The 16406-nt window shown below is 63.7% G+C and carries 19 protein-coding genes and 1 tRNA gene; 12 read left to right on the forward strand and 8 right to left on the reverse strand.

The window, feature by feature from the left end; translation table 11 throughout:
* Nucleotides 1-81 precede the first annotated feature (81 nt).
* The 8 genes from SAMIE_RS03325 (at nucleotide 82) to SAMIE_RS03360 (ending at nucleotide 4042) form a co-directional block, all read left to right on the forward strand.
* Nucleotides 82-315, forward strand: a complete 234-nt coding sequence (locus SAMIE_RS03325) for a hypothetical protein (protein WP_066703897.1) — start codon at nucleotides 82-84, stop codon at nucleotides 313-315.
* On the forward strand, nucleotides 312-494 hold the full coding sequence (locus SAMIE_RS03330; protein WP_066703894.1) for a hypothetical protein: 183 nt from the start codon (nucleotides 312-314) through the stop codon (nucleotides 492-494). Before SAMIE_RS03325 ends, SAMIE_RS03330 begins: the two co-directional genes overlap by 4 nt.
* The gene (locus SAMIE_RS03335; protein WP_066703891.1) at nucleotides 491-1561 is read left to right on the forward strand and encodes a hypothetical protein; all 1071 of its coding nucleotides are present in this window, start codon (nucleotides 491-493) and stop codon (nucleotides 1559-1561) included. Before SAMIE_RS03330 ends, SAMIE_RS03335 begins: the two co-directional genes overlap by 4 nt.
* Nucleotides 1562-1705: 144 nt before the next feature.
* Entirely contained in the window at nucleotides 1706-1966 is a 261-nt protein-coding gene (locus SAMIE_RS03340) for a hypothetical protein (protein WP_066703883.1), read from the forward strand.
* Nucleotides 1963-2325, forward strand: a complete 363-nt coding sequence (locus tag SAMIE_RS03345; protein ID WP_066703881.1) for a hypothetical protein — start codon at nucleotides 1963-1965, stop codon at nucleotides 2323-2325. Before SAMIE_RS03340 ends, SAMIE_RS03345 begins: the two co-directional genes overlap by 4 nt.
* Entirely contained in the window at nucleotides 2322-2567 is a 246-nt protein-coding gene (locus SAMIE_RS03350) for a hypothetical protein (RefSeq protein ID WP_066703879.1), read from the forward strand. Before SAMIE_RS03345 ends, SAMIE_RS03350 begins: the two co-directional genes overlap by 4 nt.
* 496 nt (nucleotides 2568-3063) lie before the next feature.
* On the forward strand, nucleotides 3064-3942 hold the full coding sequence (locus SAMIE_RS03355; RefSeq protein WP_126516723.1) for a hypothetical protein: 879 nt from the start codon (nucleotides 3064-3066) through the stop codon (nucleotides 3940-3942).
* A gap of 26 nt (nucleotides 3943-3968) precedes the next feature.
* Nucleotides 3969-4042, forward strand: a tRNA-Gly gene (locus SAMIE_RS03360).
* Between the two features lie 11 nt (nucleotides 4043-4053).
* On the opposite strand, the gene SAMIE_RS03365 is transcribed toward SAMIE_RS03360, so the two are convergent.
* From SAMIE_RS03365 to cyoA, 7 genes are read right to left on the reverse strand one after another with little or no spacing between them, the layout of a single operon-like run.
* Complete coding sequence (locus tag SAMIE_RS03365; protein WP_066703873.1) at nucleotides 4054-4587, reverse strand: response regulator transcription factor; 534 nt, start codon at nucleotides 4585-4587, stop codon at nucleotides 4054-4056.
* The gene (locus SAMIE_RS03370; protein WP_066703870.1) at nucleotides 4577-5908 is read right to left on the reverse strand and encodes an ATP-binding protein; all 1332 of its coding nucleotides are present in this window, start codon (nucleotides 5906-5908) and stop codon (nucleotides 4577-4579) included. Before SAMIE_RS03370 ends, SAMIE_RS03365 begins: the two co-directional genes overlap by 11 nt.
* On the reverse strand, nucleotides 5905-6621 hold the full coding sequence (locus tag SAMIE_RS03375) for an SURF1 family protein (protein ID WP_066703868.1): 717 nt from the start codon (nucleotides 6619-6621) through the stop codon (nucleotides 5905-5907). Before SAMIE_RS03375 ends, SAMIE_RS03370 begins: the two co-directional genes overlap by 4 nt.
* Complete coding sequence (gene cyoD / locus SAMIE_RS03380) at nucleotides 6618-7049, reverse strand: cytochrome o ubiquinol oxidase subunit IV (protein WP_066703865.1); 432 nt, start codon at nucleotides 7047-7049, stop codon at nucleotides 6618-6620. Before cyoD ends, SAMIE_RS03375 begins: the two co-directional genes overlap by 4 nt.
* Nucleotides 7046-7669, reverse strand: coding sequence for a cytochrome o ubiquinol oxidase subunit III (gene cyoC / locus SAMIE_RS03385; protein WP_066703863.1), 624 nt, complete (start codon nucleotides 7667-7669; stop codon nucleotides 7046-7048). The genes cyoD and cyoC overlap by 4 nt, the downstream gene beginning before the upstream one ends.
* 5 nt (nucleotides 7670-7674) lie before the next feature.
* Nucleotides 7675-9651, reverse strand: a complete 1977-nt coding sequence (gene cyoB / locus SAMIE_RS03390) for a cytochrome o ubiquinol oxidase subunit I (RefSeq protein WP_066703860.1) — start codon at nucleotides 9649-9651, stop codon at nucleotides 7675-7677.
* Nucleotides 9652-9671: 20 nt separating this feature from the next.
* A complete protein-coding gene (gene cyoA / locus SAMIE_RS03395) occupies nucleotides 9672-10790 on the reverse strand; it encodes a ubiquinol oxidase subunit II (protein WP_083952631.1) in 1119 nt (372 codons plus the stop codon).
* A 187-nt stretch (nucleotides 10791-10977) separates the two neighbouring features.
* On the opposite strand from cyoA, the gene SAMIE_RS03400 reads away from it, so the two are divergent.
* Nucleotides 10978-12309 (forward strand): MFS transporter, encoded by a 1332-nt coding sequence (locus SAMIE_RS03400; protein WP_066703910.1) that lies wholly within the window; start codon nucleotides 10978-10980, stop codon nucleotides 12307-12309.
* Here the strand turns inward: SAMIE_RS03400 and SAMIE_RS03405 are convergent.
* On the reverse strand, nucleotides 12306-13154 hold the full coding sequence (locus SAMIE_RS03405; protein WP_066703857.1) for a glycosyltransferase family 2 protein: 849 nt from the start codon (nucleotides 13152-13154) through the stop codon (nucleotides 12306-12308). The two genes, SAMIE_RS03400 and SAMIE_RS03405, sit on opposite strands and share 4 nt — an antisense overlap.
* Before the next feature lie 474 nt (nucleotides 13155-13628).
* Between SAMIE_RS03405 and istA the strand changes: the two genes are divergently transcribed.
* The 3 genes from istA to SAMIE_RS03420 are packed head-to-tail and all read left to right on the forward strand — an operon-like array spanning nucleotide 13629 to nucleotide 16377.
* The gene (gene istA, locus SAMIE_RS03410) at nucleotides 13629-15155 is read left to right on the forward strand and encodes an IS21 family transposase (RefSeq protein WP_066704330.1); all 1527 of its coding nucleotides are present in this window, start codon (nucleotides 13629-13631) and stop codon (nucleotides 15153-15155) included.
* The gene (gene istB, locus SAMIE_RS03415) at nucleotides 15145-15915 is read left to right on the forward strand and encodes an IS21-like element helper ATPase IstB (protein WP_066704332.1); all 771 of its coding nucleotides are present in this window, start codon (nucleotides 15145-15147) and stop codon (nucleotides 15913-15915) included. Before istA ends, istB begins: the two co-directional genes overlap by 11 nt.
* 57 nt (nucleotides 15916-15972) lie before the next feature.
* On the forward strand, nucleotides 15973-16377 hold the full coding sequence (locus SAMIE_RS03420) for a hypothetical protein (RefSeq protein WP_126516724.1): 405 nt from the start codon (nucleotides 15973-15975) through the stop codon (nucleotides 16375-16377).
* The last annotated feature ends 29 nt before the right edge of the window (nucleotides 16378-16406 follow it).

The raw sequence follows: 16406 nt of genomic DNA on the forward strand, positions 1-16406 counted from the left end.
ATCGCCGAAATGTGACGCGCGGGCTGGCGCTGGCAGAGGCGCTGCATACCGAGGCGCGCCATCAGCAATGGAGCAACTGCCATGCAGCGTGATTATGAAAGCGCGCCTGTCTCGGAGCAGCTTGGCATTCATTCGGTCATCGCAGGGCTTGTTTCTGACCTTGACCAACTGCGGGCAGGGGAGATCAGCGTCAACGATGCTGTCGCGCGCTCCATGCTCGCAAAGCAGATTTTTAACGGCGTCCGCATCTATCTGAACGGCGCAAAGGTGCTGTCTGATAACGCCCGCGCCATTGAAGGCAAGGCCTGCCCATGACCCAGCGCACCAACTGGTTCCAGGCCTGCCTTGAGTGCCGGTCAACCGAGCCGAACCCTTCCGGCGTCTGCGCTTCCTGCGAGGCCAAGCACGGCTACGCCAACGACAATCGCGCCCCTGCGTCCTTCACCGGTGACGTGGACGCAAGCAGCCGGGAACCCAAGGAGATAGAGCTGTGACCGACACAGATAGCTTGAAGGCGGCGCTGGAGGCCTTGCGTCCGTTCGCTGAAATGGTGGACGATGTGAAAGAGTCTGCATCCGACCTGCAATGCGGTCGCGATGACTTCTACGTCACGCAAGTCGGCGGCTATAAGGTGGGCGACCTCTACACAGACGATTTCGTTCGTGCGGCCGACGCCTATGAAGCTCTCCGCGCATCAACCGATGCTGCCCCTGTTGCTGAGCCTTGGGGCTATGGCTGGTATGAGAACGGCGGCAAGAAAATGGCGTATGGCTATCTGCCGACGATCCATTACCCGCGATCCGAATATGTGGAGGAGGGGCCGTTCCCGCTTTACAGGCACCCGCCTGTTCCCGATGCTGCTGGGGATGCGCGCGAGCGCGTGGCACGGCTGATCGCCCCTGTTGCTTGGATGTATAGCCCGCTAGGCAAGTTGAAAGACCAGAAAATACGCTCCTACGTCAGTTTGACGCGGCACGAATTTCGCGGCGAGCCGCAAGGGCATTGGACGGAAACGCCCCTCTACGCACACCCGCCTGTTCCCGATGCTGCTGGGGAGGGGGGATTGCCTCCCATGCCAGAGACGGATGATCGGGAGGGCTTCGGGTGCCTGCCTTATTCGACAACTCCGTTGCCGTATGACGAGAGCGACAGGGATTGGGCCGACCGTAACAACGAGGCGGTTGCTTGGCTGGCCGACAATCACAAGGCCATTCGTGCAGCCCTCGCACAACCGCCCGCTGCCGAGCCTTCAAGTCTGGATAAGCATCTGGCGCGACGCTTGGCCAAAGCTTCGTCCATAATCCGGCGCTGGGTCGATCAGGAAATCGTCATGACCGATCCCGACTGCGCAAACCCGATTTTGCGGGAGGCGAAGCGATTCCTAGACGATAAGGGCGCTTTGCCCGCTGCCGAGCCTGTGGGGATGAGGGAGGCGCTGGAAGAGGCGAAGCGGCAACTCGAATATATTGATGAGCGGTCCCCGTCAGGCACAACGCCTGCGGTAATCGCGAGGATCGACGCAGCACTTGCAACCGGCAACGGTGGGGAGGGGCGGTCGTGAGCGTCCGGTGCAATATGGGCATCCACAGATGGGGCATCTGGGACTGGTGGTTTCCGCTCGGACGCACCCAAGCCCGCCATTGTCTGCGGTGCAAGAAAATTCAGGTGCGCGACCTCGCGTCAAATCCGGGCGGGGAGGGTGACGATGCCTGATTCCGAAATGGCCGCTGCTGTGCTGATCCTGCTGGCGGAATATGGCCTGTCACCCGACTATGGCGAAGTGCTTCTGCAAGGCAATCCGATGCGCGGCATCCGTCCCGGCGCTCTTCACGCTGTCATTGCCGCAATCCGCGCCGACGAACGGGAGCGGATCTTGGAATATCTCGAAAGCGTGGCCTGCAAGCGCAGCGATCGCATGAAGATAGATCATATCCGCACCACCCCTGAGATAGGACGGGAAGAATGAGCGAGGTGACGCTAACCGCCGTCGATACAGACGCGACGATCCAAGGCATGCTCGACAAGCGTCGGAAGTGGCTCGCGTCCTGCGAACGGACGCTTGAGCTTCTCACGCCCGAATGGGAGCTATTTGAGACGCGCGCAGGCCATGACACCTATGTCGCCCGCCTCTATGCCGACCACTTCAGCGAAGCCCGCACGCACCGCAAAGAGATCGCCGCGCTTGAAGCAACCCGCGCCCTCTCTGCTGAGGTGGAGGCGTTGCGGAAACTGGCGCGCGAATACCGCCCGACGATGGACAAGGAAGTCCTGCATAGTTGGGCCGCCGATGTTGCCGCCCTCCTCAACAAGGAACCCGCGCGATGAAGATGGTGGAGAAGATCAGCAGGCAGATGTGCTTGGAAGCTGGCTACGACCCCGACACCATCATGTCCAACGATGGCCCGCGCTGGCGCTATTATGAGCCGAACGCCCAAGCCGCCCTCCGCGCCCTTGAAGTGCCGACAGAGGGGATGGTGGAGGCTGGACTGACGACAAGTTCGCGGTTCGACAAAGCGGCTATGGCAAACATCTGGTCCGCCATGATCGCTGCGGCGAGGGAGGAGTAGGGATGGGGAGCTTGCCTGACCTTGACCGGCGTCTTTCCCGGAAGATCGAAACCGGCAAGGCGATCAATCTGACAGCCGAAGACCTTGATCTTCTCGTATCTACCGGCGCAATCGACACGTTCCGCGCCGCAGTCCAGAAATTCCAGAGGGAACAATGCCGAGCACGAAGCGCCCGAAACCGCTCTATCAGCGGGGCAGATACGCCCTCTATCGCAGGGCCGACCGGGATAACCTCGAAATCGTCTGGTATGACGAACAGCGAAAGCGTGAGCGAAGCAAGAGCGCGGGCACTGCGATTGTCGGGGAAGGGCGCACAGCACTAGACCGGCTATATCTGGCCGACACAGAGCATCGCGTTTGTCCGACATGCCATAGGCCATGGGATCATTCCGGTTCGCCCCTCCTGCTGACGGCGCTATCTGATTACCTCATCCTGTCCGAGCATAAGCCCGGGTTCAGGGGCACGAAGAACCGCATAGGCCATGCCATCGACTATGTGCTGGCGACCAATGACGCGATCAAGACAGCGGCGGTAGATCAGCGCTGGATCGACGGCTTCCGTAAGTGGATGGCTGACAAGCCGAACCCTGACGGCTCCAAGCGCTCGCTGTCCCATATCGAGGGCTGCGTTCTCCAGATCTCGGCGGCCATCAATGCCACGCCCGGGGAGAAAGCGCCGTTCAAGGCTGAGCAGATGAAGGCGGTCGCCAACAGCCCGACCTTCCGCGCCGACATTCCGATGATAGCTGCCATGTTTAATTACTGCCTGCGACCCAAGGGCGGACGTTCCGATAAGGAGCGCGCCATGATTGCGGCAACGCGCGGTAACTTGCTGGCCTATCTCCGCATGGCCGTGGCGACATGGGCAAGGCCAGATGCGATCTATGAAGTTACGTCCTACCAGTGGCACAGCGCTGCCCGGGTGCTGAACCTGAACCCGAAAGGCAGGCGGCAGACGAAGAAGTATCGCCCAATGGTGCCGGTGCCAAAGCAGCTTGCACCATGGCTGGACGAACTGGACGGGCAATGGCTTCCCGTCTCCAGCATCAGGCATGGATGGGACAACATGCGCCGCGAATTGAAGCTGCCGGGGAAAGGGCAGGCCGGTGAGAAGCTGATCCGCCGATCCATGGCAACGCTTGCCCGGGCGCGCATCGGGGAGGCGAACTGGCGACAGGGCGAGATCATGCTTGGGCATGTGAAGGCGTCGATCAGCGATCTCTACGCGGTTCCTGACCCTGCGAATCTGGGTTTGGCGCTTGACGCGACTGAGGCCATCATAGATGAGATCGAAGCGCTCGCGCCGGGTGCCTACCGCAAGTTTACCGCAGCCCAGCCAGCTTTTGCAGTTGTGGAGGGCGGGAAAAACGGCTAGATTACTAGGTATAGAGACTGGCGTAGGCGGGTGTAGCTCAATGGTAGAGCAGCAGCTTCCCAAGCTGACGACGGGGGTTCGATTCCCCTCACCCGCTCCAGCAGGCCGCCGCTAACCAACCTGTCGCTTGGCGAGCTTGCGCGCCAGTGTGCGGCGATGCATCCCCAGCCTGCGCGCGGCTTCCGATATGTTGAAGTCGCTGTCTTTCAGCACTTCGTGGATATGCTCCCATTCCAGCGTCTTGATCGACGTGGGGCGGGGCGCGAGCGGCGTCGCGGGATCGCCGCCGGACCGGGCGAAAGCGGCTTCGATGTCGTCGGTGTTGGACGGCTTGGCAAGATAGTTGGTCGCGCCCAGCTTGATCGCCTCGACCGCCGTCGCGATGCTGGCGAAGCCGGTCAGCACCACGATCAGCATCGCGGGATCATGCGCATGCAGCGCCGCCACGCAGGCAAGGCCCGATTGCGGCCCCAGCTTCAGGTCGACCACGGCGAAGCCGGGCCGATGACCGGCGATCACCGCATTCACGCTTTCGAGGCTGTCGGCGAGCAGCACTTCATATCCGCGCCGCTCGAAGGAGCGCCTGAGCGTCCGCGAGAAACCTTCGTCATCCTCGACGATCAGCAATTGCCTGTCAGCCGACATCGCCGTCCCCTTCCTCATCCTCCAGCGCGACCTTCGACAGCGGCAGGCGCAACTGGACCATCGCGCCGCCGTCCGCGCCGTTGCTCGCGTCGATCCGCCCGCCCAGCTTGCGCGCGACGTTGAACACGAGGAAGAGGCCAAGGCCGCCGCCCTGCCGCCCCTTGCTGGACCGGTATGGCTTGCCGACATCGGCCAGCATGTCGGGGCTGAAGCCCGGCCCGTTGTCGCGCACCGCGATGTGCAGCCATTCCCGGTCCCGGCCCACCATCATGTTGATGCAGGTGGCGCCGGCCTCGCGCGCATTGTCGAGCAGGTTGGTCAGCGCCTGCCGGATCACCGGGTCGGCGACGATGCGGGGATAGTCGTGCGGCCCGAAGTCGCAGCGCAGCCCCGCGCCGGGATTGGCCGCGCGCCACCGCTCGGCGATCGCTTCGATGAAGTCGCGCACCGGCGTCACCTGCGGCGCTTCCCCGCGTGCCTCGCCCGCCGACAGGAGCACGCCGGACAGGATTGCCTTGCAGCGCATCACCGCCGCTTCCATCTCCTCGACTTCCTCCAGCAGCGCGGCGTCCCTGCGGATCTGCGGCATGTGCCGCCAGTCGCCCAGCAGCACCGCGACCTGCGCCAGGGGCGTGCCCAGCTCATGCGCCGCGCCCGACGCCAGCAGCCCCATGCGCACGATATGCTCCTCCTCCGCCGCCTGCTGCCGCAGCCGGGCAAGGTGCGATTCGCGTTCCTGGATGTTGCGGCTGACCGGCGTCACGAACAGCACCAGCAGCACCGCGATCATGGTCAGGCATATCCATGTGCCCACGATGTGCAGGTCGAACAGATGCCCTTCCAGCGCGCCGCTCACCACCAGCGGGCGATGGACGAAGGCCAGCATCGCCGCGCACGCGCTCGACACCGCGACGATGCCCCACACGCTCCAGCGATGCAGCAGCACCGCGCCCAGCGCGACCTGCACCAGATAGAGCGAGATGAAGGGATTGGTCGCCCCGCCGCTGAGATAAAGCTGCGTCGTCAGCGCCAGCACGTCGAACAGCAGCGCCAGGAACAGTTCGGCATGGGCGATGTCGGTCCGCCGCCGCAGGATCATCAGGCTGCCGATATTCATGAAGATGGCGATGCTCGGCACCACCAGCATCGTGCCCAGCGGCAGGCGGATGCCCATGAGGAAATGGGTGATGAGGATGGTCGCGACCTGCCCGGCGACCGCGATCCAGCGCAACTGCACCAGCAGCGCCATGTTGCGCCGCCCCGCGGCGTCCGCAGGCCACTGGCTCGGCAGCCATCGAACGCGCCTGTGCGGCTTGCTCATGGCTCGCGATCTTTTTCCGGCAGGCGCATCGCCAGAATGTAGGCGAACAGGCTCATGACGGCCAGCGCGAACCATGTGATCGCATATTGCAGATGATTGTTCGCGAAGCGCAGCACGGTCAGGCCGCCCACGGGCAGCGCGTCGGGGGAGGGGCCGGCCTCCGCATCGACGAAATAATTGGCCGCCGCGATCCTGCGCGACCGCGCGATCGCGTCGACATCGCGGGAATACCAGCGGTCGGCGGCGGGGTCGTTGCCGCGCAGGAAGCCGCCGCCCGGTTCGTTGAGGCGCAGCAGCCCGACGATCCGCACATGCCCGGTTGGCCGCGCATAGTCCGCCTTGCGGCCGGGCACGAAGCCCCGGTTGACGAAGAGGATGCCGCCATCGTCCCGCCGCAGCGGCGTCAGCACCCAATAGCCCGCGCCGCGCACCGTGGACGCCTGCACCAGCGCGGCCCTGTCGTGCAGGAACGCGCCCGACACCGCGACCCGTCGATATTCGTCGTCCGCAGTTGCGCTGACGGGCGCGGGGAGGGGAGCGGCATGGACCCGGCTTTCGACGCGGGCGATGAGGTCGCGCTTCCAGCGAAGGCGCTGGACCTGCCAGACCCCGAGCGCCGAAAAGCCCGCGACCAGCAGCAGCGCGATGGACGTGATGCCGATCAGGAAGGCGGCAGAGCGCCGCCGGCGCCCTCCGGCTTCCCCGGCTGTCACGGCATCTCGCCCCTATCCTGCATGGTGCGCATTTCCTGCGTCGCACCCATGTCCATGTCCGCATGGGGCATCATGTTGGCATTGAGGTGATACATGACCCACATGGAGCCGGACAGGGTGATGACCACCAGCACGATGGTCAGCATCATCGCCATGAAGGACCAGCCGCCCTCCACCCGCGTGTTCATGTGCAGGAAGTAGATCATGTGCACCACCACCTGCACCGCGGCGAAGGCCATGATGACAAAGCCGGTGAGGCGCGGATTTTCCAGCACATTCGCCATCACCAGCCAGAAGGGGATGGCCGTCAGGATCACCGACAGGCCGAACCCGATCATGTAACTGCCCATGGTCCCGTGCGCGCCTTCGTCATGATGCTCGTCATGGTGGCCATGCCCGTGACCGTAGCTGTGGACTGCATCGCTCACCGCAGGACTCCCATCAGATAGACAAAGGTGAAAACGCCGATCCAGATGACGTCGAGGAAGTGCCAGAACATGCTGAGGCACATGAGGCGGCGCCTGTTGGCCGCGATCAGTCCCTTGCGCGCGACCTGCACCATCAGCGTCACGAGCCAGATCGACCCGAATGTGACGTGCAGCCCGTGCGTCCCCACCAGCGTGAAGAAGGCGGACAGGAAGGCGCTGCGCTGCGGCCCCGCGCCCTCATGGATCAGATGCGCGAACTCATACAGTTCGATGGACAGGAATGCCCCGCCGAACAGCAGGGTGACGAACAGCCAGCCCTGCGTCGCGCCGACCCGGTTCTTCTCCATGGCCAGCATGGCAAAGCCGTAGGTGATGGACGAAAACAGCAGCATCGCCGTGTTCACCGCGACCAGCGGCAGGTCGAACAGGTCTTTGGGGCCGGGGCCGCCCGCATAATTGCCGCCCAGCACCGCATAGGTGGCGAACAGGATGGCGAAGATGAGGCAGTCGCTCATCAGGTACATCCAGAAGCCCAGCATGGTGCTGTGGCCTTCGTGGAGGTGCGGCTCCTCGGGCAGGTGATAGGCCCTGGGTTCCGCCGGTGCAGTCACGCTGCTCATATCAGTCAGGCTCCCGCCGCGAGGGCGCGCGTGCGCGCTTCCTCGGTGCGCGTCACCACATCTTCGGGGATGTAGAAGTCGCGCTTGTAGTTGAAGGTGTGGCCGATGGCGACCGCGACGATCCCGCCGAAGCTCAGCGCCGCCAGCCACCAGATATACCAGATGAGGCTGAAGCCGCAGAGCGTGGCGAGGGCGGCGAGGATCACGCCTGCGCCCGTGCTGCTCGGCATGTGGATCGGCTGGAAGCCGCTGACGGGCCGCTGATAGCCGTTCTTCTTCATGTCCGCCCAGGTGTCGCCGTCATAGACGACCGGCGCGAAGGCGAAATTATATTCCGGCGGCGGCGAACTGGTCGCCCATTCGAGCGTGCGGCCGTTCCAGGGATCGCCCGTCCCGTCGCGCAGTTCGTCGCGCTTCCAGATGGATACCGCGAACTGCACCAGCATCGCGCCGATCCCCGCTGCGATGATCGCCGCGCCGATGGCGGCCACGATGAAGAAGGGCTGCAGGGACGGATCGTCGAACACCCGCATCCGGCGCGTCACGCCCATCAGGCCCATGGCGTAGAGCGGTCCGAAGGCCAGCCAGAAACCGATGTTCCAGCACCAGAAGCTGACATGCCCCCAGAACTGGTTCAGCCGGAACCCGAACGCCTTGGGCCACCAGTAGTTGATCGCCGCGAACAGGCCGAACAGCACGCCGCCGATGATGACATTGTGGAAATGCGCGATCAGGAACAGCGAATTGTGCAGCACGAAGTCGGCGGGCGGCACCGCCAGCAGCACGCCGGTCATGCCGCCGACCGTGAAGGTCAGCATGAAGGCGACGGTCCACATCATCGGCAGCTCGAACCGCACCCGGCCGCGATACATGGTGAACAGCCAGTTGAAGAGCTTCGCCCCCGTCGGGATCGAGATGATCATCGTCGTGATGCCGAAGAAGCTGTTGACGCTGGCGCCCGACCCCATGGTGAAGAAGTGGTGCAGCCACACAAGGTAGGACAGCACCATGATGCAGCAGGTCGCATAGACCATCGACGTATAGCCGAAGAGCCGCTTGTTCGAGAAGGTCGAGGTGACTTCGGAAAAGACGCCGAACAGCGGCAGGATGAGGATATAAACCTCCGGATGGCCCCAGATCCAGATGAGGTTCACATACATCATCGGGTTGCCGCCGAAGTCGTTCGTGAAGAAATTGGTGCCCGCATAACGGTCGAGCGACAGCAGGACCAGCGTCGCGGTCAGGATCGGGAAGGACGCGACGATCAGCACGTTGGCGCACAGCGACGTCCAGGTGAAAACCGGCATCTTCATGAGGGACATGCCCGGCGCGCGCATCTTGATGATGGTCGCGATCAGGTTGATGCCCGACAGCGTCGTGCCCACGCCCGCCACCTGCAACGCCCAGATATAATAATCCACGCCGGTCGCGGGGCTATAGTCGATCCCCGACAGCGGCGGATAGGCCAGCCATCCGGTCTGCGCGAACTCGCCCACGAACAGCGAGCACATCACCAGGATCGCGCCGCCGGTCGTCATCCAGAAGGAGAAATTGTTGAGGAAGGGGAAGCTCACGTCGCGCGCCCCGATCTGGAGCGGGACGATATAGTTCATGAGGCCGGTGATGAACGGCATCGCTACGAAGAAGATCATGATGACGCCGTGCGCCGTGAAGATCTGGTCGTAATGATGGGCGTTGAGATATCCCTCCGACCCGTTGAACGCCACCGCCTGCTGAAGACGCATCATGATCGCGTCGGCAAAGCCGCGCAGGAACATGACGAGGCCCAGCACCATATACATGATGCCGATCTTCTTGTGATCGACGCTGGTGAACCACTCTTTCCAGAGATAGCCCCAGAGCTTGAAATAGGTCAGCGCCGCGACCAGCGCCGCGCCGCCCAGCACCACCGCGCCGAATGTCGCAACGACGATCGGTTCATGCCACGGAAACGCGTCCCAGGTCAGGCGACCGAAGATCATCTGTGTCGTTGTCATCTGTCTTACCGATGCTGGGCGTGCGCGTCAGCGCCGCCGTGAGAAGTGTGATCCATCGCGGGCGAATGTTCGGCTCCGGGCGCGTCGGGGGCGGTTTCCTTGCCCTCGTTGCGTTCGCGCTGGTCGACCACATGGCTGCCGGGGAAGTCATATTGCAGGCCGCGAATGTCACGCGCCGATTCCTTGCCGGACCCGCCCATCATGTCCCCATGCATGATCTCGCTCATGCAGCGCTGGCCGGGACGGGGGCAGAGGTTGACCACCGCGTCGAACAGCTTCGGGTCGGCGGTCGTGAAATAGGCGACCGGCGCCTTCTCGCTCGGCTTTGCCAGCGTCAGGTAGACAGGGCGGGTCAGGCCCACCCGGCTGCTCTTCACCCCTGCGACCCAGCGGTCGAAGCCCGCCTGATCCATCGCCCGATAGTTGAAGCGCATGTGGCTGAAACCCGCGCCCGAATAATTGGCCGACAGCCCCTTGCCCGTCACCGCCCGGTTGGCGACCGCGTGCAACTGCGTCTTCATGCCCGGCATCGCGTAGATCTGCCCGGCGAGTTCCGGCACGTAGAAGCTGTTCATCACCGTCGATGCTGTGATGTCGAACCGCACCGGCACGTCGGTCGGCAGCGCCAGTTCGTTGACCGTCGCGATGCCAAGCTCCGGGTAGATGAACAGCCACTTCCAGTCGAGCGCCACCACCTGCACCGTCAGCGGTTTCACCGCCGGGTCGATAGCCTTGCCCGCCTCCAGTCGGTCGAGCGGGCGATAGGGGTCGAGCTTGTGCGTGCTCACCCATGTCAGCGCGCCCAGCGCGATGATGATCATCAGCGGCGCGGACCAGATCAGCAGCTCCAGCTTGGTGCTGTGATCCCAGTCGGGATCATAGTCCTTCTCGCTCGCCGCATTGCTCGCGCGATAACGGACCGCGAACCACACGACCATGGCCATCACCGGCAGCACGATCAGCAGCATGAGGCCGGTCGAAATCAGGATCAGGTCGCGCTGTTGCAGCGCGACATCGCCTGACGGGTTCATGACGACCCAGTTGCAGCCCGCCAGCGGCGCTGCAAGGATCGGCGCGGACCAGCGGAAAAGCCGGTTCGCAGGGCGTAGACAGGACTGGAACATGGCGCGCGCCTACCCGTTCGCGCCGGGGGCGGCCACTGGGCAATTTGTCCCATGCCGCGCACCTGCAATAAAATTCGCTGGCGCAGGATACCGCTTAGATTCTGACGGTTTTCTGCTATGTTGCCTATTCCTGGCCGCTGGCAGACGCGCAAACCGCACCGGTGGCCCAGCCAAGGAGCGGATGTTCATGAGTTCAGGGGCCATTGCCTTTACCTCCACCCCACTTGAGGATGACGCGCGCAAGATCAACGCGCGCGACCACGCCGTCGCGCCGGGGGACATATCTATCGGCGTCATCATCGGCCGCACCTCCGAGTTTTTCGACTTCTTCGTCTACGCCATCGCGTCGGTCATCGTGTTTCCGAATCTGGTCTTCCCCTATGTCGATGCGCTGACGGGGACGCTCTATTCCTTCGCGATCTTTTCCGTCGCGTTCATCGCGCGGCCCTTCGGCTCGCTCATCTTCATGACCATCGACCGCCGCTACGGGCGCGGAACAAAGCTGACCGGCGCGCTGTTCCTGCTCGGCACCTCGACCGTCGCCATCGCCTTTCTACCCGGTTACGAGACGATCGGCCACTACGCTGCGTTAGTGCTGGTGATGCTGCGCGCGGCGCAGGGCATTGCGCTCGGCGGAACATGGGACGGCCTTGCCTCGCTCCTGTCGCTGAACGCGCCGCAGCATCAGCGCGGCTGGTATGCGATGGTGCCGCAGCTCGGTGCGCCGCTGGCGCTGCTGGTGGCGAGCGGGCTGTTCGCCTTCTTCCTCCTCAACATGTCGCATCAGGATTTCCTCGACTGGGGCTGGCGCTATCCCTTCTTCGTCGCCTTCGCGATCAACGTGGTGGCGCTGTTCGCCCGGCTGCGCATCGTCGTGACGCATGAGTTCGCCCGCCTGTTCGAACAGCGCGACCTTGTGCCCTCGCCGGTGCTGCCGACCGTGAGGAAGGAAGGGCGCAACATCATCATCGGCGCCTTCGCTCCGCTGGCCAGCTTCGCGCTGTTCCACATGGTGACGGTGTTCCCGCTCTCATGGGTGGCTCTTTACACCAGCCAGCCGATCGAACGCTTCCTCATCATCGAGATGATCGGCGCATCGGTCGGTTTGCTCGCCATTGTCGTGTCGGGCTTCATCGCCGACCAGATCGGCCGCCGCTCGCTGCTCGGCTGGTCCGCCGGAGGGATCGCGATCTTCTCGGTCATGGCGCCGCTGCTGCTGAACGGCGGGGATCTGGGCGAAGTTGCCTTCATGATCCTCGGCTTCATGCTGCTCGGCCTCTCTTTCGGCCAGTCGTCCGGCGTCGTCGCGTCGAACTTCTCGACCGACGCGCGCTATACGGGTTCGGCGCTCACGTCCGACCTCGCCTGGCTGGTCGGCGCGGGCTTCGCGCCGCTGGTCGCGCTGCTCCTCGCGGTGAAGTTCGGCCTTGTCGCGTCGGGCGTCTACCTCCTGTCCGGCGCAGTCGCGACGATGGTCGCGCTCTACGTCAACAAGGAACTGGCGGGCAGGGATCGCTAGCCCGCCGCCTTGCGCATCCGCGCCAGCGCCCTGCGGTCGAACCAGCCGGTAAGGCCGGGGCGCGGGCGAAAGCGCGGCAGCCACTGCCCATAGAGGCTCGACAGGCGCGCGGGGAGGCCATCCGGTCCCTCGCGCGTCATGATGTCGGACAGGATGCGGTTCTGGAAAAAGCGCACCGAATAGCTGACCAGCCGCTTATATTGCATCGCCCATGTCGACGGGCGCGCGATGCTGACCTGCTCGCACAGGAACCCCGCCCGCTCGCAGGCGATGACGCGCTCATGCACCCAGTGGCTGTCGTCGCGCAGCCCCGTATGCGCCCATGCCGCCACCAGCCCGTCATCGCCGATCAGATCGTCCGGCAACCGCAGCCCCCGCGTCCGGATGTCGCGCACAAAACCGCCCGACAGCGCATAGAGATCGCCGAACATGCCGCCCTCTGCCCGCAGCCCCGCCTGATAGGCCGCCGCCATCCGCCCGTTCATCGGCAGTCCGGCCGCTGCATTGGCCTGCGGATGCGCGCCAAGATCAGCCACCAGTGCGTCGATGGACCCCGCCACGATCTGCGCGTCGCCGTCCATGAAGACGACCGCTTCTTCCCCGCCGGTCAGCAGGCCATGCACCATATGATTCCATGTCCGCGACTTGCCGCCCTGCGCTATGTCATGGACGATGACATTGCCGCGTCCGCCCGCCGCAGCCCGCGCGCGCTCGGCAGTCGCGTCGGTCGTCCCGTTCACCAGCACATGAAAGACCGTATCCGCCCGGTCGAGCGGCAGCGAAGCAAGGCACGCGCCGATCCGCCTTTCTTCCTGATGCGCGAAAATGGCGACGGCGACGGTCATGCTATCCAGCGTTGGTGGGTTTGCACCTTGCTACCCCGGCGCGGTAAAGTTTTCGATAAGCTGCAACCATGCGCCCCTTCAAGGCGAGGCGGCTGACCGCATTTGCCGCATACCGTCTCTCCGGCAAAAGAGCATATATTATGTGCGGCCATCTGCAGACATTGCGGAAGTGGCCGGGCCTGCTAGTCTCCGCTTGAACATGGGAGGCCACTCATGGCTCGTTCTTGGCTCTTTGGGCTATCGATCTTGTTTGGAAGTGCCGCGCCCGCAGGGGCGTGTTCCATCGCCCCTCCGCCCGCCGAACAGATTGCAGCCGATATAGCGGCGAGAGGCGTGATGATCCGGGGAACCTTGATACAGGCTGTTGATTTCCACTGAGAGTTGACCCGGGAGGGGCATAAGTTTCCACTGAGAAGTGACCCATGTTTTGACTTCCCTCTGGCTGATTGGTCGGAGGATTCAGGAGTGATCGACATGGCGTTATTGAGTGTAATCCGGCGCTGGCATTTCCGGCAGCAGGTTCCGATCCGGGAGATCGAGCGGCGCACTGGTTTGTCGCGCAACACGATCCGCAAGTACCTGCGGGCGGACACGGTAGAGCCGCAGTTCAAGGTTCCCGAGCGGCCGAGCAAGCTGGACCCGTATGCGGAGAAGCTGTCAGGCTGGCTGCGGATCGAGGCTGGCAAGTCGCGCAAGCAGCGGCGCACGGCGAAGCAGATGCACGCCGATCTCGTGGTCCTGGGCTATAACGGCTCATACGGGCGCGTTGCGGCCTTCGTGCGGACCTGGAAGGCCGATCGTCAGCGCGAGCAGCAGACCAGTGGTCGCGGCACGTTCGTGCCGCTGGTCTTTGCGCCGGGCGAGGCGTTCCAGTTCGACTGGAGCGAGGACTGGGCCTTGCTGGGCGGCAAGCAGACCAAGCTGCAGGTGGCGCACACCAAGCTGTCACACAGCCGCGCCTTCACCGTCCGAGCTTATCTGCTCCAGACTCACGAGATGCTGTTCGACGCTCTGACCCAGGCCTTCCGGGTGCTGGGCGGCGTGCCGCAGCGCGGGATTTTCGACAACATGAAGACCGCGGTTGATCGGATCGGCACGGGCAAGGCTCGGCAGGTCAACGCGCGCTTTGCCGCGATGGCCAGTCATTACCTGTTCGAGCCCGAGTTCTGTAACCCGGCTTCCGGTTGGGAGAAGGGACAGGTCGAGAAGAACGTGCAGGATGCACGGCGCCGGCTGTGGCAACCCATGCCCAGCTTCCCCGACATCGATGCGCTCAACGTCTGGCTCGAGGAGCAGTGCATCGCGCAATGGGGTCAGATCCAGCATGGCGTCCTGCCCGGCACCATCGCCGATGTGCATGCCGAAGAGGTCGCCAGTCTGATGCCGCTGGGCCGGCCCTTCGATGGCTTCGTCGAGCACACCAAGCGGGTATCGCCGACCTGCCTGGTCTCCTTCGAGCGCAATCGCTACAGCGTGCCAGCCTCTTTCGCCAACCGGCCGGTGAGCCTGCGGGTCTACCCTGACCGGCTCGTCATCGCCGCCGAGGGCCAGGTCCTGTGCGAGCATGGCCGGATCATCGAGCGGTCCCATGACCAGCCAGGGCGGACCATCTATGACTGGCGGCATTACCTGGCGGTGATCCAGCGCAAGCCTGGCGCCCTGCGCAACGGCGCGCCCTTTGCCGAGATGCCCGAGGCCTTCCGGCAGTTGCAGGGCTTCCTGCTCAAGCGCCCCGGCGGTGACCGGGAGATGGTGGAGATCCTCGCGCTGGTCCTGCAACATGATGAGCAGGCGGTGCTCTGTTCCGTCGAACTGGCGCTGGAAGCTGGCGTGCCGACCAAGACCCATATCCTCAACATCCTCCACCGGCTGCTCGACGGCAAGCCAACCAGCATCGCCGCCATCGATACCCCACAGGCGTTGAGCCTGCGCCGGGAGCCGAAGGCCAATGTCGCGCGCTATGATACGCTGCGCGGGAAGGATCTGCGTCATGCGTCATGATCCCGCCAGCGCCGCCGTCATGGTCATGCTGCGCTCCCTCAAGATGTACGGCATGGCCCAGGCCGTCGCTGACCTCATCGAGCAGGGGGCACCCGCCTTCGATGCGGCCATCCCCATCCTCTCCCAGTTGCTCAAGGCCGAGATGGCCGAGCGCGAGGTTCGGTCCATCGCCTACCAGATCAAGGCGGCCCGGTTCCCGGCCTACAAGGACCTGGCCGGCTTCGACTTCGCTTCCAGCGAGGTCAACGAAGCCATGGTCCGCCAGTTGCATCGCGGCGAGTTTATCGATGGCGCCCATAACGTCGTCCTGATCGGTGGCCCCGGCACCGGCAAGACGCACGTCGCCACCGCACTTGGCGTCCAGGCGGTCGAGCATCACCGCAAGAAGGTCCGCTTCTTCGCCACCGTCGACCTGGTCAACGCGCTGGAACAGGAAAAGGCCATGAACAAGGCAGGCCAACTGTCCGAACGGCTCCTGCGCCTCGACCTCGTCATCCTCGACGAGCTCGGATACTTGCCGTTCAGCCCGTCAGGCGGCGCGCTGCTGTTCCACCTGCTGAGCAAGCTTTACGAGCGCACCAGCGTCGTCATCACCACCAACCTCAGCTTCAGCGAATGGGCTGGCGTGTTCGGTGATGCCAAGATGACAACGGCTCTGCTGGACCGGCTCACCCACCACTGTCACATCCTCGAGACCGGCAATGACAGCTTTCGGTTCAGGGCCAGCGCCGCGGACCCCAAATCACGAAAGGAAAAATAACCCGCTTGACCCACCACCCGCATAGCGGGACATACCTTCCAACCGGGTCACTTCTCGATGAAAATCCCGGGTCAACTCTCAGTGGAAATCAACATACAGGCCTTCGACGCCGCGAAACACCAGCCGGAGATAATCCGGGCTCATCAAATTTATGTGGGCGAAGGGTCGCCGCGCGATTTCATCATCTACCGTTCCGAACGCGACTATGGTCAGGGATCGAACCGGCCCAATATTTCATTGCCATGCGATCACCGTCCACCACCATTAAAGGTGGGGCACAGTTTCGATCGGTTGATTCTGGTCCCCTGGGAAGGGCAGGGCATCGTAAAAGGACGTTGGAGTTTCTCGACTTTTGGCGGCTCTGTTGCAAGAGGAGCCGGCCTACGGCTTCTGGCTGAAAAGGCCAGCCGCGTCGGTCGCCTCCAGTCGCTTCCCCCAAAAGACGACCGATGGGGCAATTGATCGCATGTGAAGCGGGCCACTTGCCGTCT

The organism is Sphingobium amiense (assembly GCF_003967075.1).
Taxonomy (GTDB): domain Bacteria; phylum Pseudomonadota; class Alphaproteobacteria; order Sphingomonadales; family Sphingomonadaceae; genus Sphingobium; species Sphingobium amiense.